Origin of the sequence: Ensifer sp. Root423, from assembly GCF_001426275.1 — a bacterium.
Lineage (GTDB): Bacteria > Pseudomonadota > Alphaproteobacteria > Rhizobiales > Rhizobiaceae > Ensifer > Ensifer adhaerens.
Map to the genome: position 1 here is coordinate 18,400 of NZ_LMEG01000043.1, position 24,444 is coordinate 42,843.

Here is a 24,444-nt window from a genome sequence, read left to right on the forward strand (position 1 = left end):
TCACTTCCGGGTGCGTGCGGCCGGCTGCCGGGCAAAAAGCCTGCGGAAGACCGGGTAGATGTCGGCGGGCTTGGCGATCCGGGTCATCTGGAAATTCGACTTCTCGCCGTCCACCGTGCGATAGGCGCGCCAGAGCGCGGTGCCGTTGTCCGTCGAGCCGAAGATTTCCGTCTCGCGCTCGTCGATGATCTCGACATAGGCATAGTACTGGCAGAGCTTCGTGAGTTTTTCCCGCAGCAGTGCCGCACAATGTTCGCTGTCGCCGATGATGTTGTCGCCGTCGGAGGCCTGGGCCGCATAGATGTTCCAGATCTGCGAGGGGTAGCGGTCCTCGACGATCCTGATCATCTCTTCGAGCGCGGTCGATACGATCGTGCCGCCGCTCTGGGTGCTGTAGAAGAAGGTCTCCTCGTCGACTTCGCGCGCCTCGTCCGTATGGCGGATGAAGACGATGTCGATGCGTTCGTAGCGCCGTTTCAAAAACAGGTGCAGAAGCACGAAGAAGCGTTTGGCGAGGTCCTTCTCGCGCTCGCCCATCGAGGCCGAGACGTCCATCAGGCAGAACATCACGGCGTTGGCGTTCGGCAGCGGCTGCTGCTCAAAGCGGTTGAAGCGGATGTCGACCGGATCGACGTAAGGGATGCGCCGCCGCTTCTTCTCGATCCTTTCCAGCTCGACCCGCAGTTCCTTGAGCCTCTGTCGGCTCTTCGCCGTCGGCTCCGGTTCCACTTCCAGTTGCGCGATCTCGTCGGTGACCGCGGTCAGTTCCTTCTCCTTCGGCCGGTGCAGCGCCAGGCGCCGGCCAAAACTGTTGCGCATCGTGCGCCCGACATTGATGTTCGTCGGCGTTCCCGCCGTGGCGAAGCCGGCGCGGCGGGGCTTGAAGGTGACCGTTTCCTTGAGGCTGAGCTTGACCATGTCGGGGAGCTCCAGATCCTCGAAAAAGAGGTCCAGTACTTCCTCGCGCGACAGGATGAACTGGAAATCATCGTCGCTTTCGCCGGTTCCGGGCTTGCCCTTGCCGCCGCCGCCACCGCCGCCCGCTTCCGGTTTCGGCAGGCGGTCGCCTGCCGAAAACTCCTTGTTGCCGGGAAGCACGTAGTTGCGTTCGCCGGAGCCACGGGACGGCTGGAACGTGGGCTCGCTGGCACCATCAGTCGGCATCGGCACGCCATGCGCGGCGTCGACGTCGATGATCCTGTCCGACTTGACCTGATCCTTGATGACCCGCTTGAGCTCTTCGCGGGCCCGCTTCAGAAAGCGTTGTCGATTGCCGAGGCTCTTATCCTTCGGATTGAGCCGCCGGTCGATGAAATTCGGCATATACCAATCCCCTGCTTCGGCATCGTCAGCCCGCCTTGTTGACCCGCATATACCAATCGACCAGCCGCCGGACCTGACGCTCCGTATAGCCGCGTTCCGTCATGCGTTGGACGAACTCGGCGTGTTGCTTCTCGGATGCGCTGTCCTTCTTCGAGCCGAAGCTGATGACCGGAAGCAGGTCTTCGACCTGGCCGAACATGCGCTTCTCGATCACGTCGCGAAGCTTTTCGTAGCTCGTCCAGGAGGGGTTGCGCCCATGGTTCTTGGCGCGGGCGCGCAGGGTGAACTTGACGACCTCGTTGCGGAAGTCCTTGGGATTGGCGATGCCGGCCGGCTTTTCGATCTGCGACAGTTCGCTGTCGAGGATCTCCCGGTTGAGGATTTGTCCGGTATCCGGGTCCTTGAAGTCCTGATCTTCGAGCCAGGCGTCGGCATAGGCGATGTAACGGTCGAACAGGTTCTGGCCGTATTCGCTGTAGGATTCGAGATAGGCCTTCTGGATTTCGTGGCCGATGAATTCGGCATAGCGCGATGCCAGCTCGGACTTGATGAAGTCGAGGTAGCTCGCTTCGGTCTCCTTCGGGAACTGTTCGCGGCGGATCGCCTGTTCCAGAATGTACATGAGGTGCACGGGATCGGCCGCGACCTCCTTGGTGTCGTAGTTGAAGGTTTCCGACAGAACCTTGAAGGCAAAGCGGGTGCTGATGCCGGTCATACCCTCGTCGACGCCGGCGGCGTCGCGATATTCCTGAACGGACTTCGCCTTGGGATCGGTGTCCTTCAGGTTCTCGCCGTCATAGACCCGCATCTTGGTGTAGAGCGGCGAGTTCTCGTGACGGGCAAGGCGGGTGGAGACGGTGAAGCGGCTGAGGCTTTCCAGCACTTCCGGCGCGCAGGGACTCTTGGTCAGTTCGCTTTCGCGCAGCAGCTTCTCGTAGATCTGCCGCTCTTCGGTGACGCGCAGGCAGTAAGGCACCTTCACCACGAGGATGCGGTCGAGGAAGGCCTCGTTGTTCTTGTTGTTCTTGAACTGCAGCCATTCGGACTCGTTCGAGTGCGCAACAACGATGCCCTGATAGGGGAAACCTCCGAAGCTTTCGGTGCCGTTGTAGTTGCCTTCCTGGGTTGCGGTCAAAAGCGGATGCAGCACCTTGATCGGCGCCTTGAACATCTCGACGAATTCGAGCAAGCCTTGCGTCGTGCGGTTGAGGCCGCCGCTATAGGAATAGGCGTCGGGATCGGCCTGGCTGTAGTTTTCGAGCTGGCGGATGTCGACCTTGCCGACCAGCGAGGAAACGTCCTGATTGTTCTCGTCCCCGGGCTCGGTCTTGGCGATCGCCACCTGGCGCAGGCGCGACGGCATCAGCTTGACGACGCTGAATTTGGAGATGTCGCCATCGACTTCGTCGAGGCGCTTCGTAGCCCAGGGCGAGATCAGGCCGGTCAGACGGCGTCGGCCGATGCCGTATTTGTCTTCGAGCAGGTCGGCCATGCGGTCGGGATGGAAGAGGCCAAGCGGTGATTCAAAGACGGGACTGACCTTGCCGCCGACCGCCAGCGTGTAGATCGGCTGAAGTTCCATCAGTTTTTTCAGGCGCTCGGCGAGCGACGACTTGCCGCCGCCGACCGGGCCGAGCAGGTAGAGGATCTGCTTGCGCTCCTCCAGCCCCTGCGCGGCATAGCGGAAGTAGCCGACGATGCGCTCGATCGTATCTTCCATGCCGTAGAAGTCGGCGAAGGATGGATAGATCTTGACGGTACGGTTTGAGAAGATGCGGCCGAGACGTTCGTCCGCGCTGGTATCGATGAGGGTTGGATTACCTATGGCTGTAACCATCCGCTCCTGTGCGGTGGCATACATGCTTTTGTCGTCGCGACATGCCAGAAGGTATTCCTGAAGACTGATTTCTTCTTGCGCTGCACTTGTATAGATCTCCGAGAAGAGATCAAAGACGTCGCATTCGCTCTTTTGCATCATGCTCTCCCGCGGCCGCTGGCTGAGACGGGGATCGCTGCTTATCGGCTCGCTCATTCGAATAAACGGCGTCCCATGCGCAATGTTCCTTCAGAGTACTCGCTTTCTCGTGATTCTCGAAGGGGTTGTTTCAATGAATGAAAAATCGTGACTGTGGCATCACGAAAACCTGATCGAAGCGGTGGTCATAAGGCGTTGAACGCAGGGCGAGCGCGATTGGCGCTGCGTGCGCCCAGGCGTTTTCTGTGCGAGCGCCATGTTCGGTTGCGTCAGCCGCCGCCGGGTCCGCCGAGGTGGTGGAAAAGAAGGGCCAGAACCGCGTCGCGCATGGTCGCTGTCTCGACATGGCCGATGCCCGGCGCTGCAACCAAAGATAAGTTGTCTTCGACGGCGGCCGGCCGATAGGCAGCCTGCGTCTCGTCACAGGTTCCACCGCTTGAGGCGGCGTCAGGGAATCATCGAGCCCCACGCCGATCAGTCGGGGTCGGGAGGCGGCGAGCTCGGCGCCTCGACAGCGCCGCCACGCGGCGACGCCGGAGAGAAGGAACGAGCCTTTAGGCGAGCCAGGCTGGCAGGCGCACCGGAACGCGGCCTGTGAGCGCTGCCTCGACGCAGTCGGCGAGGTTGCTGAAGCGCACGGCGCGGCCGGAAAGACCGGGACCGTAATGGGCGTATTTCCCGGAATTGGTCATCAGCGCCCGGGTCTTGGTCGGAAAGACCGGTTCGGAGATCGAGCACCAGCAAAGATCCGGCAGGACCTGGATGCCGCTCTCCTCAAGGCGGGCAAGCAGACCTTCGTCCCGCGCTGCGGCTATCGCGTCTCGCCCGGCGGTGACGATCACGGCGACGTTGCTATCACGCTTGCGGCCGTCGAAGGCTGTGGCCAGCGCGCGGCATTCCTCGAGCGACGCATGCGGGCTGCCGATGGCGACAAGCTCGACCTCCGCCGGACCGTCGTTCAGGAGCGACCAGGCCGCGGCCATGTCGGCGCGCGTGATCGTCGTGTGGTCGGCATCCTTGGCGGCGGCACCTTCCGCTTCCGGGGTCACGCCCTCCACATGCAGCATCGGGGATGCGGACGTGGTGCCGAAGGCGGCGCAAAGCGCCTTGAGGTCGTCGCGCGAGGGCTTTGCCGATGCAAGGCCGCGCAAAAGCGGGATGCGGTCGGGTGCTGCCTTGCCGGCGAGATAACCGATCAGCGGCCAGAAGGCATCGTCGATATTCTCCGGCAGTTCCACGTCGATGACGCGCGTCGCCTTGCGCGGCGCGTCGAGATAGACGCCCGAGAGCGGTGCACGACCGGTGAGCGCAATGCAGAGATCGAGAAAGTCCGGGTGTTTGGCCGTGCGCGCGCCGAGCACCGTGTTGGCGAATATGACGGCGTTCGATTCCGCCCAGGCGATGGCTTCGCCGGATTTCGGCGCGCTGTCGAGCAGATAGGGCGAGCAGGTGAAGGTCGGGCGGCAGCCCATGCGCACATAGGCGTCGGCAAGCCTTGCTGCCGGATCGCCGAAGCTCTCCGGCACGCCCTGCGCCTGCCAGTTGGCACGGTCGACCGAGATCGCGTTCATGGTCGTCGGCACGCGAACCTTGGCCCCCATGTCCGCCATCTTCTCGGCGAAGGTGAGGTTTGCCGGGCTCGCATAGATGCAGCCGTCGATATGGCCCTGGACCACGTCGACGAGCTTTTCCGCACCCTGCTGCGCCGCCATCGCCGCGATGATGCGCATCGCCTGTTGCACGGCGATGCCGTCACGACCGTCGAGCATGGCGCGATCGTCGTCGGTGAGATCAAGCGCCGTCATTGCCGGCGGAGCGACCGGAATTGTCAGGCCATCGGCTTCGATTGCCGTATCGCTGATGCGCGCGGTCTTTGCCTGCGCCAGCGCCTTGAAGGCGTCGCGCGAAAGCCGAAGCACCGGCAGGGATTTTCCGAACATTTCGGCCGCGATCAGCGCGCCGAGCGTCAGCACGTCTTCCGCTTCCGAGAAGACCAGGGCCGCCGGCGCACGGCCGGTCAGCGCCATGTCGAGCAGCACGCCCGAACCGGTGCAGGAGCCGCGGCTCGACGGCATCATCAGGATGCCGTCGGTCAGACAGAGGCCGTGCAGCGGATGGTGCACGTCGATCACCCGACCCGTTGCCGGATCGACCCCGCCCCAGAAGCTCAGCGCCTCCTCCGTGTCGATGATGGGGCCATCGGCGGAGCCGGAAAGAATGCTGCGGGCAGAGATCGATTGGTTCATTTTACGACAAATCCATGAGCAAAGGGGTCGCGGTCATCGATGAAGATTGTGTTGATGCCGGTCATGCGGGCCCAGCCGGCAATCGACGGGATGATGGCGTCGCGGTCCGCGACCTTGGTCGCCGCCTCGACACGGCCCTTGAACAGCGAACCGATGATCGATTCATGCACGAACTCGTCACCGACCTTGAGCTTGCCCTTGGCGGCAAGCTGGGCCATGCGCGCCGACGTGCCGGTGCCGCAGGGCGAGCGGTCGATCGCCTTTTCGCCGTAAAAGACGGCGTTGCGCGCATGCGCTTCTGCCTGCGTTGGCTTGCCGGTCCACTGGATGTGGCTGAGGCCCTTGATTTCCGGGTGCTCCGGATGCACGAACTCGTATTTGGCGTTGAGCGCCGCGCGGAGCTTCGGGCTCCAGCCGACGAGTTCGCCGGCCGTATGGTCGGCCATGTCGCGAAAATTCTTCTGCGGTTCGACGATGGCGTAGAAGTTGCCGCCATAGGCGACGTCGACGACGATCTCGCCAAGACCCTCGACTTCAGCCGTCAGCCCCTCGGCGTAGAGGAAGCCCGGAACGTTGGTGAGGCGCACTTCTTCGACGAAGCGGCCTTCCTGGCGATAGGTGATGTCGACCTTGCCGGCCGGCGCGTCGATTGAAAGCTTGCCCGGTTCGCGCGGCGTGATCAGGCCGTTTTCGATCGCCATGGTGATGGTGCCGATCGTGCCGTGGCCGCACATCGGCAGGCAGCCCGACGTTTCGATGAAGAGCACGGCGACATCGCAGTCGGGCCGGGTCGGCGGATAGAGGATCGAGCCCGACATCATGTCGTGGCCGCGCGGCTCGAACATCAGGCCAGTGCGGATCCAGTCGAACTCGCGCAGGAAATGGGCCCGCTTCTCCAGCATGTTGGCGCCTTCGAGTCTTGGCCCGCCGCCGGAAACGAGGCGGACCGGATTGCCGCAGGTGTGGCCGTCGATGCAGGAGAAGGTGTGGTTGGCCATGGTCTAAACTCTGTCAGAAACGTTGGGGCGAGAAGGAACTGATATCGATCGCCGGCCGCCGGCCGGTGAGCAGGTCGGCAACGAGCCGTGCGGTGCCGGCCGATTGCGTGAGACCGAGATGGCCGTGGCCGAAGGCGTAGACGACGCGGCCGGTGGCGCGGGCGCGGCCGATCGCCGGAAGGCTGTCGGGCAGCGACGGGCGGAAGCCCATCCATTGCACGCCTCCCTCGCTCTTGAAGCCCGGCAGGAAGGCTTGCGCCTTCTTCAGCATGGCTTCCGAGCGGCGGAAGTTCGGCGGCAGCTTCAGCCCGCCGAGTTCGACGGCGCCGCCGACGCGGATACCGGTCGAAAGCCTGGTGACGACGAAGCCGTGTCCGCCGAAGGTTACCTGGGTGCGCAGATCGAAGGCATCCTGCGGCAGCGTGGTGTTGTAGCCGCGCTCGGTTTCGAGCGGGATACGCTCGCCGAGCGTACGGGCGACCTGGTGCGAGAACGCGCCGGCTGAAAGCACGACCTGTTCTGCCCGCCGCGTCTTGCCGTCGGCCGTCAGTTCGACGCCACCTTCGATCGGCTTCAGTGCCGTAACTTCGGCACGCTCGATCACACCTCCCTTGGCGCGGAAATGGTCTGCCAGCGCCAGCGTGTAGAGCTTGGGATCGGCGATGGAATACCAGCCGGGGGTAAAGGTGCCATGGGTGAAGCGCGATGCGAGACCAGGCTGGATCTCGGCCATCTCGGCCGCGCCCATGTGTCGGAACTCGATGCCGTGTTCGGCTCGCGCGGTCCAGCCGGGAAGAGAGGCCTTCAGCTCGGCTTCGCTTTCATAGACCTGCAGATTGCCTTCCTTGCGCAGCATCGGCAGGGTGCCGGTTTCGGCGAGGAAAGGCTCGAGCTCAGCCTTGGAGAGGTCCATCATCGCCGTCTGGGCGGTCGTCGAATGGGCCACGCGGCTTGCCGAGCAGGCGCGCCAGAAGCGGAACATCCACGGCGCGATCTGTGCCGCATAGGCCGGTGGCACGCTCAAGGGCCCAAGCGGGTCGAGCAGCCACTTCGGCGCCTTCTTCAGGATGCCGGGTGACGCGAGCGGCAGGATGTCGGTGAAGGCGAAGGCCCCGGCATTGCCCGCCGAGGCACCTGCTGCCGGGCCTTCCCGGTCGAGCACGGTGACGGAAAGTCCCCGTGCCTGGGCGGCGATCGCCGCAGAAAGGCCGACAACGCCGGCGCCGATGACGATGACGTCAGGCTGAACTGCATCCTTCATGATCGGCTCAGTGCGTCGCTGCGAGGAACTTTTGGAGTTCCGGATCCTTCGGCGCGCCGAAGAGCGCTTCCGGTGCGGCGATTTCCGCCATCACGCCCTTGTGGAAGAAGGCGACGCGGTCGGAAACTTCGCGGGCAAACTTCATTTCATGGGTGACGCAAATCATCGTCATGCCCTCGGAGGCCAGCATGCGCAGCGTGTCGAGCACTTCGCCGACGAGCTGCGGATCGAGCGCCGAGGTCACTTCGTCAAACAGCATGTATTCCGGCGACATTGCGAGTGCGCGGGCGATCGCCATGCGCTGCTGCTGGCCGCCCGACATGCGGGTTGGATAGACGCCGAGCTTCTCGCCGAGGCCGACGTGCGTGAGCTGCTTGACGGCGTTCTCCTCGGCCTTTTCCTTGGAGAGGCCGAGCACCTTGCGCGGCGCCAGCATGACGTTTTCAAGCACGGTCAGGTGCGGGAAAGCATTGAACTGCTGGAAGACGATGCCGAGCTTGCTGCGCAGCTTGTTGAGGTTTGTTGATTTCGCGTGGACCTCGGTGCCGTCGACGAGGATGCGGCCGGCATCGATCGGCTCGAGACCGTTGATGCAGGTCAGCAGGGTCGACTTGCCGGAACCGGAGCCGCCAATGATGGTCAGCACCTCGCCCTTGTTGACGGTGAGGTCGATGCCTTTGAGAACCTCCAGCGAGCCGAAGGATTTGCGAACGTTCTGGATCTCAATCATTGGACCACCGTTTTTCAAGGTAACCGCCGAGCCGGGCGATCGGGAAGCTGATAAGGAAGTAGATGGCGCCGCAGATCAGAAGGATCAGCAGCGGTTCCTGCAGGCGGGTGACGAGCACCTGCGAGGCGCGCAAGAGTTCGATCAGGCCGAGCCAGAGGACGAGTGCGGAGTCCTTCATGACGCCGAGCGTCAGGCCGATCCAGGACGGCAGCGAAACGCGGGTCGCAAGCGGCGCCACGATGTAGCGCATGTCCTGCCACCAGGTCATGCCGAGCGAGCGGGCGGCGCGGCGCGTCGTCGGTGGCACGGAAGAGATGCCGCCACGAACGATCTCAGTGCAATAGGCGGCCGTATAGAGCGACAGCACCACGCAGGAGGTCGTGAACGGTGCCCAGCCGAGCTTGGCGATCGCCTGGAAGGCATTGGCAAGAACCAGCTGGATCAGCAGCGGCACCGAACGGAAGATGTCGAGCACGAAGGTGAGCGGGGAGGCCCAATAGGGGCCGACCTGGTTGCGCACGACGCCGAAGATGATGCCGAGCACGGTGCCGGCGGTAACCGAGACGGCGGTGACCGCGAGCGTCATCAAGGCGCCCTGCAGCAGGAAGCCGAGATCAGCGAGGGTGAGGGCGGTATTGAACATCTCTCACCTCTCCTTAGTAGCGGAACATGCGCGCGGCGAGCAGGCGCGCGCCCAGCGTCACGGCCTTGGCGATCAGGTAGTAGATGATCGCCGCGATCGCGAAGAATTCGAAGGTGCGGAACGAACGGGCGTTCAGTTCCTGGGTGATGCCGGCAAGGTCGGTGTTCATGCCGACGGTAACGCCAAGCGAGGTCATCAGGATCGCCCAGACCATCTGGTTGGTGACGGGCAGGAAGGCGATGCGCAGCATCTGCGGCAGCACGATGTAGCGGAAGGCCTGCACCGGGGTCATGCCGAGCGAGCGGCCGGCCCGCGCCTGGGTATCGGGAATGGCCTTGAGGGCGCCGCGGAAGTTTTCGGCGAGATAACCGGCATTGTTGAAGGCGATCCCCGCGAGCAGCGCCGTATAGGGGCTCAGGTGGATACCGAAATTGCCGAGGCCGAAATGGGCCATGTAGATCTGGAACAGCGCCGGCGTGTTGCGGGCGATTTCGACCCAGGCGGTGGCAAAACCACCGAGGATGCGATTGCCCGACAGGCGGCAAGCCGTCAGCGCGAGCGCCAGTGCCAGGCCGATGACCATCGAGAGCAGAGCCACCTGCAGGGTGACCAGCGCTCCGTCGAGCATCTGTGGCAGGGCTTTCAGCGCCTGGTTCCAATGAAAGGTATAGCTGAACATGTTTCGTCTCACCTCTTCGGAAACGAATAGCGGCGCGAAGCTAAACTTCGCGCCGCCAGATAAACGGCATATTAGCGGTAAACGCCCTTAGCCGTAAGGTCCGGAAGTTCGCCGCCGACCCACTTTTCGTAAAGTTCAGCGTAGCGGCCGGTGCGGACCTGCTGGTTGATGAAGAGGTTGAGGAAGTTGATGAAGCCGTATTCTTCGCGGTTGGTGAAGAGCGCGACGTAGTCGGTGTCGAACGGAGCCTTGCCGACGACGGAGATGCCGGCGAACTTGCCGCCCTTCACGTTGGCCTGGGCGACGGTCGAGGTCGAAACCGTGGCGTCGATCTGGCCCTGGCTGAGCGCGAGGAAGACGTCCGCCTGGGTCTGGTACGGACGGAACTCACCGGCGCCCCATTCCTTGACCTGCTTTTCGAGAGCGATCGCTTCGAACGTGCCGGCGGTCGCGCCGACAACCTTGCCCTTCATGTCTTCGAAGGACTTGACGCCCGACTTCTCGTTGGCGGTGACAGCCATTTCGAAGGCGAAGTAGGGGATCGTCATGCCGACGGTCTTGGCGCGCTCAAGCGTGTCCGAGGTCGAGGCAACGCCGACGTCGACACGGCCCGACATCAGGGCGGGAATGCGCTCCGGGAACGGGGTCTCGACGATTTCGGCGGTGACGCCGAGTGCCTTGGCAAGGTCGTTGCAGTAGTCGACGTCGAAACCGATCGGGTTGTTGTTCTCGTCGCGAGAACCCATCGGCGGGAAGTCGAGCACGACTGCGCAACGCAGCGTACCCGAGCCGATGACGTCATCCAGCTTGTCGGCATGGGCCTGGCTGGTCAGAGCAGCGGCCGCAACGAGGCCGAGCGCGAGCACCGAAGTCTTCATTTTCTCTCTCCCTGAAATGAGTGCCGTTTGACGGCTGAGGCACTATTCCGTTTTAGAGAGCACAAATCAATAGAAAAATACAATTAGTATACAAAAAGTATAAGTTCATAACGCAGAACGCGCGCAGGCATCCCATTTGTTTCGTCAAATGGGATGCCTGCGCAGCGATCTGTCGTGTCTTGCGGCTGCGGGCGGCAGGCACCCGCAGCTGTCGGCGAGTGCCTTAGCCCTCGAAGTCTTCGGGCAGCAGGCCTTCCGGCATGTTCTGGTAGGCGACCGGGCGCAGGAAACGGCGGATCGACAGGGTACCGACGCTGGTTGCGCCGAAGTTGGTCGAGGCCGGATAGGGTCCGCCATGCACCATCGAATCCACCACCTCGACGCCGGTCGGAAAGCCGTTGACGAGCACCCGGCCTGCCTTGCGCTCAAGGATCGGGCGCAGACGACGGGCGGTCTCGAGATCGGTCGCATCCATGTGGATGGTGGTGGTCAGCTGTCCCTCGAAGCCGCGGGCAAGCTGTTCCATTTCAGAGGTCGAACCGACGCGAACGACGAGGCCGAGCGGACCGAACACCTCTTCGCCGAGCGCATGGTCGGCCAGGAACTGGTCGCCGGTCGTTTCGAACAGGTTCGGCGAGACCGAGCGGCCGGACGATTCGGTCGTCAGCAGCGGCTTCACGGTGTTGCGGCTTTCAAAGCGCGCCTGGCCCTCGTGATAGGCCTTGGCAATGCCGTCCGTCAGCATCGTCTGCGGCGCGACCTTGCCGAGCGCTTCGACGGCGGCCGTGGTGAAGCGATCGGCGTCAGCACCTTCGACAACAACGGCGATGCCGGGGTTGGTGCAGAACTGGCCGGCACCCATGGTCAGCGAACCGGCCCAACCCTGGCCGAGTGTCTCGGCGCGTGCCTTCAGTGCTTCCGGCAGCAGGAACATCGGGTTGACCGAGCCGAGCTCGCCGAAGAACGGTATCGGCTCCGGACGTGCGGCGCAGAGATTGAAGAGCGCGCGGCCACCGGCGAGCGAGCCGGTGAAGCCGACGGCCTTGATCAGCGGATGCTGGACAAGTGCTTCGCCGACCTGGCGGTTGCCGCCCTGGATCAGCGAGAAGACGCCCGGGTGAACGCCGGTCTTGCGGATCGCGGCCTCGACGGCCTGCGCAACGATCTCACCGGTGCCCGGATGGGCCGAGTGGCCCTTGACGACCACGGGGCAGCCGGCAGCAAGGGCTGCAGCCGTGTCGCCGCCGGCGGTCGAGAAGGCCAGCGGGAAGTTCGAGGCGCCGAAGACGGCGACCGGGCCGATCGGGCGCTGGATAAGGCGGATTTCCGGGCGCGGCGCTGGCTGACGCTCGGGCAGGGCCGCATCGAAACGGCGGTCGAGATATTCACCCTTTTCGATGTGGTCCGCAAAGAGACGGAGTTGGCCGGTAGTGCGGCCGCGTTCGCCCTGCAGGCGCGCTTCCGGCAGGCCGGTTTCCTGGGTGCCAATTTCGGTGATCGCTTCGGCGCGTGCCTCGATCTCGTCGGCGATGGCGCGCAGGAAGGCGGCGCGCTCGGTCCGGGTCGAATAGCCATAGCTCAGGAAGGCTTCTTCGGCAGCTTCAGCTGCGCGGTTGACCAGTTCCACGGTGCCGGTGGCGAACTGATGGACCGGACCGTGGGCGGGTGCCGATGCGAAGGTGCCCGCGCCGTCGAGCCATTCGCCGGCGACAAGGTGTTTTCCTTTGGGGGTGAAGGCCATCTGCCGATCCTTTCGTTCGATCCCGGATTGCCTTTTCTGGCAGAGGGGATCATGGCTGAATTGCACTTGTCGGATCTTTGTATACTATATGTATGCAGAACATCAATCGCCTGACTGGCCCTTCCGGATCAGGCGCAGCATTTGAGAGGGAGAGAGATGAGCGAAACCAACACCCTGACGATCGCAGCACTTTTCGAGCGCGTCGAGGCGATCTTCCTGAAGGCGGGGCTCAACGCCATTCAGGCCGGTGCACTGGCCCGCGTGATCGTCGCCGGCGAGCGGGATGCCTGCAAGTCGCATGGCATCTACCGCATCGAAGGAGCGCTTCGCACCGTCAAGGCGGGCAAGGTGAAGCCGGATGCAACACCGGAGCTCGAAGCGGGCGAAGGTTCCGCTATCGTCAAGGTCAACGCCAAGGGCGGTTTTGCCAATCCCGCCTTCGAGCTCGGCCTGCCGGTTCTCGCCGAACGCGCTCGCTCGCTGGGCATCGCCGCGCTCGTCATCAATGATTGCACCCATTTTTCGGCGCTCTGGCCTGAGGTCGAAGGCCTGACCGGCGAGGGACTTGCCGGCCTCGTCATGTGCCCGAGCTATGCGACCGTTGCGCCGACCGGCGGCAACAAGCCGCTGCTCGGCACCAACCCCTTCGCCTTCGGCTGGCCGCGCGAAAACAAGCCGCCTTACGTCTTCGACTTCGCCACCTCGGTTGCCGCCCGCGGTGAGATCGAACTGCACCGCCGTGCCGGCAAGCCCTTGCCGGAGGGCTGGGCGATCGATGCCGAAGGCAATCCGACGACCGATCCGGAAGCAGCGCTTGCCGGCGCCATGCTGCCCTTCGGTGGCCACAAGGGCTCGGCGATCGGCACCATGGTCGAGCTTCTCGCCGGCATCATGATCGGCGACCTGACGAGCCCGGAAGTGCTCGACTATCTCGGCACCACGACGCTTGCACCGTTCCACGGCGAACTGATCGTCGCCTTCTCGCCGGAGAAATTTGCAGCCGGACGCCCGGGCAATCCCTTCGCCCGTGCGGAAGTGCTGTTTGAGGCGATCGTCGGCCAGGGTGCCCGCCTGCCGTCGCAGCGTCGCTTCGTGGCGCGCGCCAAGTCGGAAGCCGAAGGTGTCGTTCTCAACACGGCTGAAATCGAGCAGCTCGAGCGGCTGCTTGCTCTTGGACTGGACGCCGTCGCGTAAGCGACGGCTAACCTTTTCGTCGGTCATCGACCCGTCGAGACTGCCAAACGAAAAAGGCCCTCCAACCGGAGGGCCTTTTCTATTTGAGTGCCGATCGAGCGATCAGGCCTTGTACTTCTGCACCGCGCCCGGGAGCTTGCTCCACTCGGCGTACCAGCTGTTGAACAGCTTGAACTGGGCTTCGACGTAGCCGCGCTGGCTGTCGGAGAGAACGTCGCTCTCGTTGAAGTGCAGCGTGTATTCCTTGTCGCCCTTCAGCACCATCATATGCTTGAAGTAGAGAACGAGGTCCGGACCTTCGTCGAAGGACGAGAGAACGGCGAGCGCCTGTTCCAGTTCCAGTGCGCGCAGACGTGCGTCGACGTCGCCTTCGGCGGCGGCACGCGACAGGTTGCACATGTGGATGACTTCCTTCGGCAGAACGCAGCCGATGCCGGTGATGGCACCGGTTGCGCCGCAGTTGACGAAGCCGTGGAAAACGGCCGTGTCGACACCGATCATCAGCGAGACGCCATCGTCACGGCTGGTGATGTTCTCGGCCGCATAGCGCATGTCGGCAGCGCCGCCGAATTCCTTGAAGCCGACGAGGTTCGGATGTTCGGCGCGCAGCGCGAAGAATAGGTCGGCGCGGGTGGCGAAGCCGTAGTACGGGCTGTTGTAGATGACAGCCGGCAGGCTCGGGGCGGCCGAGAGAATGGCCTTGAAGTGGTTCTTCTGGGCAGCGACAACCGAGCCGCGCGAAAGCACGCGCGGGATGACCATCAGGCCCTGGGCGCCGACCTTCTCGGCATGTGCCGCGTGAGCGACGGCCGAAGCAGTGTTGACGGCGCCGGTGCCGACGATAACCGGAATGCCGGCCTTGACGAGGCGCTCGACGCCTTCCATGCGCTGTTCGTCGGTCAGGAGCGGCCAGTCACCCATCGAGCCGCAGTAGACGACGGCGGACATGCCTTGAGCGATCAGCTCCTTGCCCTTGCGCACCAGCGCGTCGAAATCGGGGGTGCGGTCTTCCTTGCAGGGGGTCATCAGCGCCGGGATGACGCCGGTGAAAATCTGAGCCTTCATCTGAAACTCCTCTCGGCTTTGTCTTCAGGGCAGCGGCGCACCTGCGCCCTTGCCTTTGATCCAGACAATAGCTGTTTGTATTTTATTTGTCGACAAGAAAAATACAAAGCTCGCTACAAAGCGATATCGAGCTTGTTGTTGCGGGCAAAAAGCTTCTGCACCTGCTCGACGATCTGCTCAGCATGCGCCTTGCCCAGCCGATCCGCAGCCTCGACGTCGCGCGCGGCGATCGCGGCGATCATGGCCGCATGCTCGTCGACGAAGCGCTGGGGGAACTGCTCATCATAGGACTGATAATAGAGACGGAGAATGCGCCGCCCTTCGTCCAGCAGCCGGCGGAACAGGCTGGTGAAATAGGGGTTGCGTCCGCTTTCCGCGATTGCCGCATGGAAGGCGGCGTTGGTGGCGATCATCGTGAGCGGGTCGCGCGTCTGCACGGCTGCCGCATAGTCTTCGTGGAAGCCACGAATGATCGCCAGGTCTTCCGGGCGGTGGTTCTGCGCCGCAAGCCGCGTGGTGACGCGGTACATCAGCACCAGAGCGTCGAAGAACGGATTGAGATTGAGGAAGTCGATGTTCGCGACCATCGTCGAGCGGTTCGGCAGCGTGTCGATCAGCCCTTCGCCGGCAAGACGCACCAGCGCCTCGCGGATCGGCGTGCGCGACATCTTCAGCCGCTCGGCAAGCTGCACTTCGTCGATCGGGCTGCCCGGCGGCAGCACCAGGTCGAGGATCTCGTCGCGCAAGAGGTCATAGACCATCTTTACGCCGGAGCCGCGCTTACGCTCCGGGATGGGGCTGTTGTCGGTGTCGATATCGGTCATGTCAGATTCCTTTGTCGACAAAAGAAATACTTGTCTCTGTCGCCGGGATCAACAGTTTCTGCTGCCGTCATTGCGCGAAGCTGTTATCCGCATCTGCGTGCACAGGTTGTTGTGGCGACCCATGCGTTTCCCACATGGGAGCGCTGAGTTTTGAGCGCTGCAACTTACGGAAAGCCTGAGATATAAGGTGTTCATCGAAGCGAAACGAGGCGCCACGGACTGGCAGCCAGGCTTCGAAAGCCCATTGAAAGGGGGATCAAATGAACATCGCACGCTCCAGCGAACTTCGCGACCTCGGCATCGAACGCGCCGACATCGACCGCGTCGCACGTACGGCCTTCGCCCGCTAAGGCGATCTTAAAGACTGAATAATTGCCAAGCGCCTGCATCTGCTGCGGGCGCTTTTGTTTTTTGGCGCCTTCATTGCGCCATTGTCGTCCCACACATCGCTGGCACTGCGATTTGATTAATCGACTACTCCATTAATTGCGCCGCTTGCCGCCGACAGGCGCGGTGTTCGTTCAAGAGACTGAGTGCCATGCCGCCGTTTTCCCCTGAGATTACCGATTTCTGGAACGCGTCCTTTGCGGGCGATGTTCTCGCAAGCGCGGATCGGTTTACCGTCGTGGTCAATCCCGACCTCGACGAGGACAGCCCGGCCATGGTGCTGCACACTGCTGAAAACGGCGTGATCGTGGCCCTGTCCCCGGCGCTCGGCGCCGCGCTGTCGTCGGCGGCGGGGCAGGTGCTCACCGAAGCGACCCTTCGCCAAGGGCTGTGCGATGCCGGCATCGTCCTGAACGGTGCTGACAAGCTCTTCTACTTCACCGAAGCGGATAAGGCTGTGCTGTTGCGGGAGAATTCGAGCGACCATGTGCGCGCGCTCACGGCGAAGGATGCGGCCGCGTTCGCCCTGTTCCAGGGCTCCGCCTCGGAAGAGGATCTCGATGCAGCCTATGTCGAACGGGATCACTGGTTGGTCTACGGAGCCTTCGATGGTGACAGACTGGTCTGTGCCGCGAGCATGTATCCCTGGCAGGAGCGGCAGATCGCCGATCTCGGCGTGCTGACGCTTGTGTCCGATAGGGGTAAGGGCCACGCCCGCAAGGTCGTGCGCGCAATCAGCAGGGCCGCCCTCGAAAAGGGCTACCAACCGCAATATCGCTGCCAACTCGACAACCACGCGTCGGTGGCGCTTGCGGGAGCCGTAGGCGTGACGCTTTTTGGTCAATGGGAAGCGCCCTCCGAAGACGGCTGAGACGCGGCTTGACGGTATGCCCGGTCGTCAAAACGATGCTGACAGAATCTGGCAGGGGTCGCGCGTAAAGTGGTCCCAGGATAAGAGATCGAGGGATTGCAGATGTCGGCGCAGGATATGTTTCAGATGGGTGCAGCAAACAGGTCGGGCGAGCGCAATTTCTGGATCGGCGCGGTTTCCGGCGATGACCTGCAGCATGCTGCGGAAGACGGCTTCTCTCGCTTTGGCTACGGCTACGGCAATGTCCAGGCGATGACGCGCATGAAGGCGGGTGACGGCTTCATCGGTTATGCGCCCAACGCCGCCTTCAATGGCAGGGCGGGGCTTGCCTGTTTTGCCGCCATCGGTGTCGTCAAGGAGCGCCCGCCCTACTTCTTTGCCATGGGCGGTGTCGCCCCGCATCGTGGCGACATCGACTGGGCCGACAGCATGGAGGCGCCGGTTCGGCCGTGGCTCGACAGCCTGGAATTTGCCGAAGGCAACCGTAACTGGGACCAGAAGCTTCGTCTTGGTCATCTTGCCATCAGCGAGCGTGACTTCCGCGTGATCGCGCGGGCCATGCATGCAGACCTCGGCATGGTTTTCCCGAGGGTGCCGGCCTTTCGCCAGCAGCTCGCCGGCTGATCGTTCGCGTCCTCAACCGGGCAGCAGCACCGTTGCGTCCTCCGCCGTGTCGACCGCTTGCTCCACCGAGCCGGCGGCGATGCTGGCATACATGCCGGTGGTTCTGAATTCCGTCGGGCTCAGACCGAAGGAGCGGCGGAACACCTTGGCGAAATAGTTGGGGTCTTCGAAGCCCGAGAGAATGGCCACTTCCTTGACCGGAAGGCTTGCGGTTTTCGTCAGCAGTTTTACCGCGCGCTGCAGGCGCTTCTGCAGCACATATTCGGCCGGCGCCATGCCTTCGCTGGCGGCGAAGACGCGCGAGAAATGCGCCCGGCTCAATCCCGACACGCGCGCCAGTTCCTCCACCGGAAGCGGGTTCTGCAGGTTGTTCATGATGTGGTCGACGACGCGGTGCATCGTCCTGTGTTCATGGCTGAACACCGGGTGCGAGCCGAAGACGTCGTCGTAGAGTGCCATCGCCGCCTCGTAGGCAATCGCCGAGGCTCTGCCTGGCGTCTCGCCGCCGCGGATCAGCCGCAGACTGCAGTCGGCCAGATGCTCGATCGTTTCCGGTTGCAGCTTCAATACCGGACCGGTGACGGCGAGCAGGGCGCGGTGGATGCGCAGCGCCTCGTCGCCGTTCATCGAGATCCAGAAGAACTCCCAGCGCCCGCCGTCTTCCAGCCAGTAGCGATGATTGTGCGGCACGAGCAGGAGCAGCGTCTCGCCCTCGCGCACCCGATAGCTGCGGTTTTCGTATCGCAGGTTTCCGGCACCCGCGATCGTATGCTGGAGCACGGTAAAGGGCGTGTTTCCGCGCTTTCTGCCGTCCCAGTCATAGGTCGCATTGTTGCGGATTTCATAGCCGGTGCTGGTCGGCATCGCGTGCAGGCTCTGGCGTCCCCGCGGCAGCGAAACGGTGCGCATAACCGGGCCGTTGTCGATCAATTCTTGCAGCATAAAATTACCCATGAAAGCACAATACCGCTCTGGCGGGGTCGGCGATTATACACATAATGACCACCAACAGCGCAACAGGCGGTGCTTTTGGCCCGTAAGAAATGAGGGGATGCATCGAAGTTGCGCGCAGAGACGGTGAAAAACCGTGAATTGATTTTACCCTTTGTCAGAGATGCATGCAGTGCATGAGGAGTGAGGGCATGGCAACATTCAAGATCGCCATTATCGGCGCCGGCAGCATAGGCTTCACCAAGAAGCTCTTCACCGACATTCTCGCCGTGCCGGAATTGCGCGACATCGAGGTTGCGCTGACAGATCTCAGCGCCCCCAATCTGGAGATGATCAAGGCGATCCTCGACCGGATTGTCGAAGTCAACCGCCTGCCGACGAAGGTCACGGCAACCACCGACCGGCTGAAAGCGCTCGAAGGCGCCCGCTACATCATCAGCTGCGTCCGTGTCGGCGGGCTCGAAGCCTATGCCGACGACATCCGCATCCCCCTTAAATATGGCGTCGACCAATGCGTCGGCGATACGATCTGCGCCGGCGGCATCCTCTACGGCCAGCGCAACGTCCCCGTCATCCTCGACTTCTGCCGGGATATCCGCGCGGTCGCCGAACCGGGTGCCAAGTTCCTGAACTATGCCAACCCGATGGCGATGAACACCTGGGCGGCGATCGAATACGGCAAGGTCGATACGGTCGGGCTCTGCCACGGTGTTCAGCACGGCGGCGAGCAGATCGCCGAAATCTTGGGAGCCGGCGAGGGCGAACTCGACTACATCTGCTCGGGTATCAACCATCAGACCTGGTTCGTCGACGTGAGGCTGAAGGGCCGCAGGATCGGCAAGGACGAGTTGGTTGCGGCCTTCGAGGCGCACCCGGTGTTCTCCAAGCAGGAGAAGCTCCGCATCGACGTGCTGAAGCGGTTCGGCGTCTATTCGACCGAGAGCAACGGCCATCTCTCCGAATATCTTCCCTGGTATCGCAAGCGCCCGGAGGAAATTACCCGCTGGATCGATATGTCCGACTGGATTCACGGCGAGACCGGCGGCTATCTCAGGCATTCGACCGAGACGCGCAACTGGTTCGAAACCGAGTTTCCGCAGTTCCTCGAAGCAGCCGGCCGGCCGCTCGACCATCAGAAGCGCTCGAACGAACATGCGAGCCATATTCTCGAGGCCCTGGAAACGGGCCGGGTCTATCGCGGCCATTTCAACGTCAAGAACGATGGCGTGATCACCAACCTGCCTGCCGACGCCATCATCGAATCCCCCGGCTTCGTCGATCGCTTCGGCATCAACATGGTCTCGGGCATCACCCTTCCCGAGGCCTGTGCCGCCACCTGCCTTTCCTCGATCAACGTCCAGCGCATGTCGGTCCATGCGGCCGTGACCGGCGATCTCGATCTTCTAAAGCTGGCGATGCTGCATGATCCGCTGGTCGGCGCCATCTGCACACCGGAGGAGGTTTGGCAGATGGTCGACGAGATGGTGGTCGCTCAAAGCCAGTGGCTGCCGCAATACGCCCATGCCATCGACGGCGCCAAGGAGCGACTTGGCCGCGCAACCGTCAAGACGCGCGAGTGGAATGGCGCTGCGCGGCGTGAGGTGCGTTCGCTCGACGAGTTGCGCGCCGAGCGTCAGGTCCGCGCCGCCGGCTGATCGATTGCAGCGCTGCTTCCGTGAGGAGACGTGGGCAGCGCTGCCTGAAGCGCAGACTTTTCAAGGAGGAGGCCGCGTCCCGGCGCGGCAAAGAGGGAGAATCTAAGCCAATGACCAGCCACAGACTGATGAAAATGGCGAGCCTGCTGCTTGTCGGCATCTCGACCTTTGCCTTGGAGGCGACCGCTTCCGAGCCGACCGTCGTGCCCCAGCAGCCGGCCTTTCCGGCCGAGGGCAAGATCACCTATGTGCCGCGCGACTCGATCGCCGAGTTCAAGGCGCTGCCGGAATACAAGGAACCGGCCTGGGTTACCGAGAAATACGTCAAGACCGGCAAGCTGCCGCCGGTCGCCGAACGGCTGCCGAAGGAGCCGATGGTCTTCAAGACCGGCAACATGCCTGATGGCGTCGGTGTCTATGGCGACACGCTGCGCCACGTCATCGGCGGTCGTCCCGAGGGCTGGAACTATTCAGCCGGCCAGAGCCAGGGGTGGGGGGGCATCGATATCGGCATGTCCGAATGCCTGACGCGTACGGCGCCGCTCTTCCAGGTGGAAGCGAAGGACGTCGAGCCTCTGCCGAACCTTGCCAAGAGCTGGGACTGGTCTTCTGACGGCCACAAGCTGACGATGCATCTGGTCGAGGGCGCCAAGTGGTCGGATGGCGACCTCTTCGATGCCGACGACGTAATGTTCTACTGGGAAGACAACGTGCTCGACCCGAGCGTGACGCCGCTGAACGGCGCGACGCCGGAGACCTTCGGCGCCGGCACGACGCTGAAGAAGATCGACCAGTATACGGTCGAGTGGACCTTCAAGGAGGCTTTCCCGCGCCAGCATCTCTATGCCATGGCCTATGGCACCTTCTGCCCCGGCCCGTCGCATATTCTCAAGGCCAAGCATCCGAAATACGCCGGTACCACCTACGACCAGTACAAGAATGCCTTCCCGCCCGAGTACATGAACATCCCGGTCATGGGTGCCTGGGTCCCTGTCGCCTATCGCCCCGACGATATCATCGTGCTGCGCCGGAACCCGTACTATTGGAAGGTCGATGAGGCCGGCAACCAGCTGCCCTACATCAACGAGCTGCACTACAAGCTCTCGACCTGGGCCGACCGCGACGTACAGGCGATTGCAGGTTCCGCCGATCTCTCGAACCTCGAGCAGCCGGAAAACTTCGTGGAGTCGCTGAAGCGCGCCGCCCAGGATACGGCCCCCGCCCGGCTTGCCTTCGGCCCGCGCCTCATCGGCTACAATCTGCACATGAACTTCTCGGCCAATGGCTGGGGGGAGCCGGACGAACGCGCCCAGGCCGTGCGTGAACTCAACCGCAACGAGGATTTCCGCAAGGCGGTGACCATGGCGGTCGACCGCAAGAAGCTCGGCGAGGCGCTCGTAAAGGGCCCCTTCACCGCGATCTATCCCGGCGGGCTTTCCTCCGGCACCAGCTTCTACGACCGGGAATCGACCGTCTACTATCCCTTCGACCTCGATGGCGCCAAGGCTCTGCTCGAAAAGGCGGGGCTGAAGGACACCGACGGCAACGGCTTCGTCAACTTCGCGGACGGCAAGGCCGGCGGTAAGGACGTGGAGATCGTGCTTCTGATCGACAACAGCTATGCGACCGACCGCAACCTGGCCGAGGGTCTTATCGGCCAGATGGAAAAGCTCGGCCTCCGGGTGGTTCTGAACTCGCTGGACGGCAAGCAGCGGGACGCGACCAATTACGCCGGCAAGTTCGACTGGATGGTTCACCGCAACGCCGCCGAATATGCCTCCGTCGTGCAGAACACGCCGCAGCTGGCGGCCGCCGGTCCGCGCACCAGCTGGCACCACCGTGCACCGGAAGGCGGTCAGCTTGACCTGATGCCCTTCGAACAGGAACTCGTCGACATCATCAACAAGTTCATCGCCACCAACGACAATGCCGAGCGCGCGAACTTGATGAAGCAGTACCAGAAGGTCGCGACGACGAACCTCGATACAGTCGGCCTTACCGAATATCCGGGCGCGTTGATCATCAACAAGCGCTTCGCCAACGTGCCGACAGGAGCGCCGATCTTCATGTTCAACTGGGCCGAGGACACGATCATGCGCGAGCGTCTCTTTGTCCCCGCCGACAAGCAGGGTGACTTCGAGCTCTTCGCCGAGCAGCTCCCGGGCAAGCCCGGCGAGAAGAGCCTGAGCAACTGATCGAAGGCCGCCCCTCCGGCCCCAAGCCGGAGGGGCGGCGCCTCATCTTAACCGACAGAAGGAAACGGCATGTTCAGGTTTCTGCTTGTCCGCATCGCCTCTGCCATTCCGGTGCTGCTTGTCTTGAGCGTGGCGACCTTCGCCATCATCCAGGCGCCGCCCGGAGACTACAGCGATTACATCCGCTCGCAGCTGATCAACCAGGGTGGCGCATCCTATGAGGAAGCCGAAGCCCAGGCGCAGGCCTATCGCAAGGAGCATGGCCTCGATAAGCCGCTGCCGGTTCAATACGTCAACTGGATGACCGGCATCCTGACGCGCGGCGATTTCGGCCACAGCCTCTATTACAACAAGCCTGTTGCCGATGTCGTCGGCGAACGCCTGCCGCGCACGCTGGCATTGGCGCTCGTCTGCCACATCCTGGCGTCCATCATCGGCATATCCTTCGGTATCATCGCCGCGACACGGCAGTATTCCTGGATCGACAGCCTGCTTTCGACGGTGGCCTTCCTCGGCATGACGGTGCCCCGCTTCCTGATGGCGCTGATCATCGTCTACATCCTCGTCTTCCATTTCAATGTGAGCGAAATCAACAGCTTCCACTCGGCCCGTTATGGCGGTGCGCCCTGGTCCTGGGACAAATTCGTCGACCTCGTCAAACATGTCTGGCCGGTCGTGGCGATCGCCACTTTCGGCGGCCTCGCCTACAATATGCGGGTGATGCGCGGCAATCTGCTCGACACGCTGAACGCGCAATATGTCGAAACCGCCCGGGCGAAGGGCCTGAGCGAAGGCGCGGTGGTCATGCGCCATGCGGTGCCGAATGCCCTGCATCCGCTGATCATGTATCAGGGCGTTGTGCTGCCCTACATGCTGACCGGCGAGATCGAGACGGCGATCATCTTCGCGCTGCCGACCGTCGGTCCGGCTATCGTCGGCTCCATGTGGGTGGGCGACGTCTATGTCACCGCCACCTTCATGCTGGTTCTGTCGGCGACCCTTATCCTCGGCAACATCATCGCCGACATGCTGTTGGCCGCACTCGATCCGCGCGTGCGTCTCGGAGGAGCCCCGGCATGACCGTCGAGATGCAAACAACCCTTTCGCTCGTCGTCGAACCCAAGAACGAGCAGCACAACGAAAGCTATCCTGCGCTCGTCTGGCGCCGGCTGAAGCGCTCCTGGACCGGCATGCTCGGCCTCGTGCTCGTTGGCCTGTTGCTCTTCATGGCTATTTTTGCGGACTTCCTGTCGCCGGTCGATCCGAAGGCCACGGGCGTCGCCTTTGCGCCGCCGCAGGCGATCAGCTTTACCGACAAGGACGGCAACCTCGTTTTCTCGCCGCGCAGCTATCCGCTCAGCGAAGGTACGGAACTCGACCCGATCACCTTTCAGCCGATCATCGGCCCCGACTACGACAATCCGCAGATCCTTGGCTTCTTCGTCAAGGGCGCGCCCTACAGTCTCTTCGGCCTGATCCCGGCCGAGCGCCATTTCTTTGGCGCGGTCGATGGCTCGCCGGTGCATCTGCTCGGTACCGACAAGTTTGGCCGCGACGTGCTGTCACGCATTCTCGTCGGCTCGCGCATCTCGTTGATGATCGCCCTCATCGTCGTCTCGATCGTCACCGTCGTCGGCACGACCGTCGGAATGGCGTCGGGCTATTTCGGCGGGCGCTTCGACGTCTGGACACAGCGCTTCGTCGAACTGGTGCTCGCCTTCCCGCAATTGCCGCTCTATCTGGCGCTGACCTCGCTGATCCCGGTGACGGCACCCACCAATGTCTTCCTCGCCTTCGTCATCATCGTCATGTCGGCGCTCGGCTGGGCGCAGATGTCGCGCGAGGTGCGCGGTAAGACGCTGGCGCTTGCCCGCATCGACTATGTGCGGGCGGCGATCGCCGTCGGCGCCAGCGACCGGCGCATCATCTTCCAGCACATCCTGCCGAACGTGATGAGCCATGTGATCGTCGCCGTCACGCTGTCGATCCCGCAGGTGGTGCTGCTTGAATCCTTCCTCGGGTTCCTGGGGTTTGCGGTCAAGCCGCCGCTCATTTCCTGGGGGCTGATGCTGCAGGATACCTCCACCTATTCCGTCATCGGGTCCTATCCCTGGATCCTGTCGCCCGTGGCCTTCGTGCTTGTCACGGTCTTCGCCTTCAATGCGCTTGGCGACGGCCTGCGCGACGCCATCGATCCCTATTGA

General features: G+C 62.9%; 20 protein-coding genes. 7 read left to right on the plus strand and 13 right to left on the minus strand.

All coding sequences use genetic code 11. The features are described from left to right. From ASD01_RS25460 to ASD01_RS25505, 10 genes are all read right to left on the minus strand, one after another. Complete coding sequence (locus ASD01_RS25460; protein WP_060584813.1) at positions 1 to 1,323, minus strand: YeaH/YhbH family protein; 1,323 nt, start codon at positions 1,321 to 1,323, stop codon at positions 1 to 3. Between the two features lie 25 nt (positions 1,324 to 1,348). Continuing rightward, a complete protein-coding gene (locus ASD01_RS25465) occupies positions 1,349 to 3,298 on the minus strand; it encodes a PrkA family serine protein kinase (RefSeq protein WP_034798403.1) in 1,950 nt (649 codons plus the stop codon). 554 nt (positions 3,299 to 3,852) lie between these two features. Beyond that, positions 3,853 to 5,544, minus strand: coding sequence for a cis-3-hydroxy-L-proline dehydratase (gene lhpI, locus ASD01_RS25470; RefSeq protein ID WP_060644551.1), 1,692 nt, complete (start codon positions 5,542 to 5,544; stop codon positions 3,853 to 3,855). Continuing rightward, a complete protein-coding gene (locus ASD01_RS25475; protein ID WP_034798407.1) occupies positions 5,541 to 6,542 on the minus strand; it encodes a 4-hydroxyproline epimerase in 1,002 nt (333 codons plus the stop codon). Before ASD01_RS25475 ends, lhpI begins: the two co-directional genes overlap by 4 nt. Before the next feature lie 13 nt (positions 6,543 to 6,555). Beyond that, positions 6,556 to 7,803 (minus strand): NAD(P)/FAD-dependent oxidoreductase, encoded by a 1,248-nt coding sequence (locus ASD01_RS25480; protein WP_034798409.1) that lies wholly within the window; start codon positions 7,801 to 7,803, stop codon positions 6,556 to 6,558. A 7-nt stretch (positions 7,804 to 7,810) separates the two neighbouring features. Continuing rightward, positions 7,811 to 8,533 (minus strand): amino acid ABC transporter ATP-binding protein, encoded by a 723-nt coding sequence (locus ASD01_RS25485; protein ID WP_034798411.1) that lies wholly within the window; start codon positions 8,531 to 8,533, stop codon positions 7,811 to 7,813. Beyond that, positions 8,526 to 9,176: an amino acid ABC transporter permease gene (locus tag ASD01_RS25490; RefSeq protein WP_060521882.1), complete on the minus strand. Its 651-nt coding sequence runs from the start codon at positions 9,174 to 9,176 to the stop codon at positions 8,526 to 8,528. The genes ASD01_RS25485 and ASD01_RS25490 overlap by 8 nt, the downstream gene beginning before the upstream one ends. A 13-nt stretch (positions 9,177 to 9,189) precedes the next feature. Beyond that, positions 9,190 to 9,855: an amino acid ABC transporter permease gene (locus ASD01_RS25495; RefSeq protein ID WP_034798417.1), complete on the minus strand. Its 666-nt coding sequence runs from the start codon at positions 9,853 to 9,855 to the stop codon at positions 9,190 to 9,192. Between the two features lie 71 nt (positions 9,856 to 9,926). Then, the gene (locus ASD01_RS25500) at positions 9,927 to 10,733 is read right to left on the minus strand and encodes an ABC transporter substrate-binding protein (protein ID WP_034798420.1); all 807 of its coding nucleotides are present in this window, start codon (positions 10,731 to 10,733) and stop codon (positions 9,927 to 9,929) included. Positions 10,734 to 10,956: 223 nt separating this feature from the next. Continuing rightward, positions 10,957 to 12,474: an aldehyde dehydrogenase (NADP(+)) gene (locus ASD01_RS25505; RefSeq protein ID WP_060644552.1), complete on the minus strand. Its 1,518-nt coding sequence runs from the start codon at positions 12,472 to 12,474 to the stop codon at positions 10,957 to 10,959. Positions 12,475 to 12,630: 156 nt separating this feature from the next. Here ASD01_RS25505 and ASD01_RS25510 point away from each other — a divergent pair, with 156 nt between their 5' ends. Then, positions 12,631 to 13,668 carry an Ldh family oxidoreductase gene (locus ASD01_RS25510; RefSeq protein WP_060529351.1) on the plus strand — a complete coding sequence of 346 codons (1,038 nt, stop codon included), beginning with the start codon at positions 12,631 to 12,633 and terminating at the stop codon, positions 13,666 to 13,668. Between the two features lie 102 nt (positions 13,669 to 13,770). Here ASD01_RS25510 and ASD01_RS25515 read toward each other — a convergent pair whose 3' ends face one another. Further along, the gene (locus tag ASD01_RS25515) at positions 13,771 to 14,733 is read right to left on the minus strand and encodes a dihydrodipicolinate synthase family protein (protein ID WP_034798428.1); all 963 of its coding nucleotides are present in this window, start codon (positions 14,731 to 14,733) and stop codon (positions 13,771 to 13,773) included. Positions 14,734 to 14,846: 113 nt separating this feature from the next. Then, on the minus strand, positions 14,847 to 15,557 hold the full coding sequence (locus ASD01_RS25520; RefSeq protein WP_034798498.1) for a GntR family transcriptional regulator: 711 nt from the start codon (positions 15,555 to 15,557) through the stop codon (positions 14,847 to 14,849). 538 nt (positions 15,558 to 16,095) lie between these two features. Between ASD01_RS25520 and ASD01_RS25525 the strand changes: the two genes are divergently transcribed. Then, the gene (locus tag ASD01_RS25525) at positions 16,096 to 16,815 is read left to right on the plus strand and encodes a GNAT family N-acetyltransferase (protein ID WP_060644553.1); all 720 of its coding nucleotides are present in this window, start codon (positions 16,096 to 16,098) and stop codon (positions 16,813 to 16,815) included. A 126-nt stretch (positions 16,816 to 16,941) separates the two neighbouring features. After that, positions 16,942 to 17,439 carry an EVE domain-containing protein gene (locus ASD01_RS25530; protein ID WP_159415747.1) on the plus strand — a complete coding sequence of 166 codons (498 nt, stop codon included), beginning with the start codon at positions 16,942 to 16,944 and terminating at the stop codon, positions 17,437 to 17,439. Positions 17,440 to 17,451: 12 nt separating this feature from the next. On the opposite strand, the gene ASD01_RS25535 is transcribed toward ASD01_RS25530, so the two are convergent. After that, positions 17,452 to 18,393 (minus strand): AraC family transcriptional regulator, encoded by a 942-nt coding sequence (locus ASD01_RS25535; protein ID WP_034798432.1) that lies wholly within the window; start codon positions 18,391 to 18,393, stop codon positions 17,452 to 17,454. A 188-nt stretch (positions 18,394 to 18,581) separates the two neighbouring features. Here ASD01_RS25535 and melA point away from each other — a divergent pair, with 188 nt between their 5' ends. The 4 genes from melA (at position 18,582) to ASD01_RS25555 (ending at position 24,444) form a co-directional block, all read left to right on the plus strand. Beyond that, positions 18,582 to 20,045, plus strand: coding sequence for an alpha-glucosidase/alpha-galactosidase (melA, locus tag ASD01_RS25540; protein WP_060644554.1), 1,464 nt, complete (start codon positions 18,582 to 18,584; stop codon positions 20,043 to 20,045). A gap of 110 nt (positions 20,046 to 20,155) precedes the next feature. Then, entirely contained in the window at positions 20,156 to 22,240 is a 2,085-nt protein-coding gene (locus tag ASD01_RS25545) for an ABC transporter substrate-binding protein (RefSeq protein ID WP_060644555.1), read from the plus strand. Positions 22,241 to 22,309: 69 nt separating this feature from the next. After that, positions 22,310 to 23,320 (plus strand): ABC transporter permease, encoded by a 1,011-nt coding sequence (locus ASD01_RS25550; protein WP_060521888.1) that lies wholly within the window; start codon positions 22,310 to 22,312, stop codon positions 23,318 to 23,320. Next, the gene (locus tag ASD01_RS25555; protein WP_060644556.1) at positions 23,317 to 24,444 is read left to right on the plus strand and encodes an ABC transporter permease; all 1,128 of its coding nucleotides are present in this window, start codon (positions 23,317 to 23,319) and stop codon (positions 24,442 to 24,444) included. Before ASD01_RS25550 ends, ASD01_RS25555 begins: the two co-directional genes overlap by 4 nt.

What these genes read in the sequence shown, in the direction of transcription:
- melA (WP_060644554.1), top strand. Translation starts at nt 18,582, where the DNA reads ATGGCAACATTCAAGATCGCCATTATCGGCGCCGGCAGCATAGGCTTC.
- ASD01_RS25490 (WP_060521882.1), bottom strand. Translation starts at nt 9,176, where the DNA reads ATGTTCAATACCGCCCTCACCCTCGCTGATCTCGGCTTCCTGCTGCAG.
- ASD01_RS25510 (WP_060529351.1), top strand. Translation starts at nt 12,631, where the DNA reads ATGAGCGAAACCAACACCCTGACGATCGCAGCACTTTTCGAGCGCGTC.
- ASD01_RS25475 (WP_034798407.1), bottom strand. Translation starts at nt 6,542, where the DNA reads ATGGCCAACCACACCTTCTCCTGCATCGACGGCCACACCTGCGGCAAT.
- ASD01_RS25495 (WP_034798417.1), bottom strand. Translation starts at nt 9,855, where the DNA reads ATGTTCAGCTATACCTTTCATTGGAACCAGGCGCTGAAAGCCCTGCCA.
- ASD01_RS25515 (WP_034798428.1), bottom strand. Translation starts at nt 14,733, where the DNA reads ATGAAGGCTCAGATTTTCACCGGCGTCATCCCGGCGCTGATGACCCCC.
- ASD01_RS25500 (WP_034798420.1), bottom strand. Translation starts at nt 10,733, where the DNA reads ATGAAGACTTCGGTGCTCGCGCTCGGCCTCGTTGCGGCCGCTGCTCTG.
- ASD01_RS25525 (WP_060644553.1), top strand. Translation starts at nt 16,096, where the DNA reads ATGCCGCCGTTTTCCCCTGAGATTACCGATTTCTGGAACGCGTCCTTT.
- ASD01_RS25520 (WP_034798498.1), bottom strand. Translation starts at nt 15,557, where the DNA reads ATGACCGATATCGACACCGACAACAGCCCCATCCCGGAGCGTAAGCGC.
- ASD01_RS25460 (WP_060584813.1), bottom strand. Translation starts at nt 1,323, where the DNA reads ATGCCGAATTTCATCGACCGGCGGCTCAATCCGAAGGATAAGAGCCTC.
- ASD01_RS25545 (WP_060644555.1), top strand. Translation starts at nt 20,156, where the DNA reads ATGACCAGCCACAGACTGATGAAAATGGCGAGCCTGCTGCTTGTCGGC.
- lhpI (WP_060644551.1), bottom strand. Translation starts at nt 5,544, where the DNA reads ATGAACCAATCGATCTCTGCCCGCAGCATTCTTTCCGGCTCCGCCGAT.
- ASD01_RS25555 (WP_060644556.1), top strand. Translation starts at nt 23,317, where the DNA reads ATGACCGTCGAGATGCAAACAACCCTTTCGCTCGTCGTCGAACCCAAG.
- ASD01_RS25550 (WP_060521888.1), top strand. Translation starts at nt 22,310, where the DNA reads ATGTTCAGGTTTCTGCTTGTCCGCATCGCCTCTGCCATTCCGGTGCTG.
- ASD01_RS25530 (WP_159415747.1), top strand. Translation starts at nt 16,942, where the DNA reads ATGGGTGCAGCAAACAGGTCGGGCGAGCGCAATTTCTGGATCGGCGCG.
- ASD01_RS25535 (WP_034798432.1), bottom strand. Translation starts at nt 18,393, where the DNA reads ATGGGTAATTTTATGCTGCAAGAATTGATCGACAACGGCCCGGTTATG.
- ASD01_RS25480 (WP_034798409.1), bottom strand. Translation starts at nt 7,803, where the DNA reads ATGAAGGATGCAGTTCAGCCTGACGTCATCGTCATCGGCGCCGGCGTT.
- ASD01_RS25505 (WP_060644552.1), bottom strand. Translation starts at nt 12,474, where the DNA reads ATGGCCTTCACCCCCAAAGGAAAACACCTTGTCGCCGGCGAATGGCTC.
- ASD01_RS25485 (WP_034798411.1), bottom strand. Translation starts at nt 8,533, where the DNA reads ATGATTGAGATCCAGAACGTTCGCAAATCCTTCGGCTCGCTGGAGGTT.
- ASD01_RS25465 (WP_034798403.1), bottom strand. Translation starts at nt 3,298, where the DNA reads ATGCAAAAGAGCGAATGCGACGTCTTTGATCTCTTCTCGGAGATCTAT.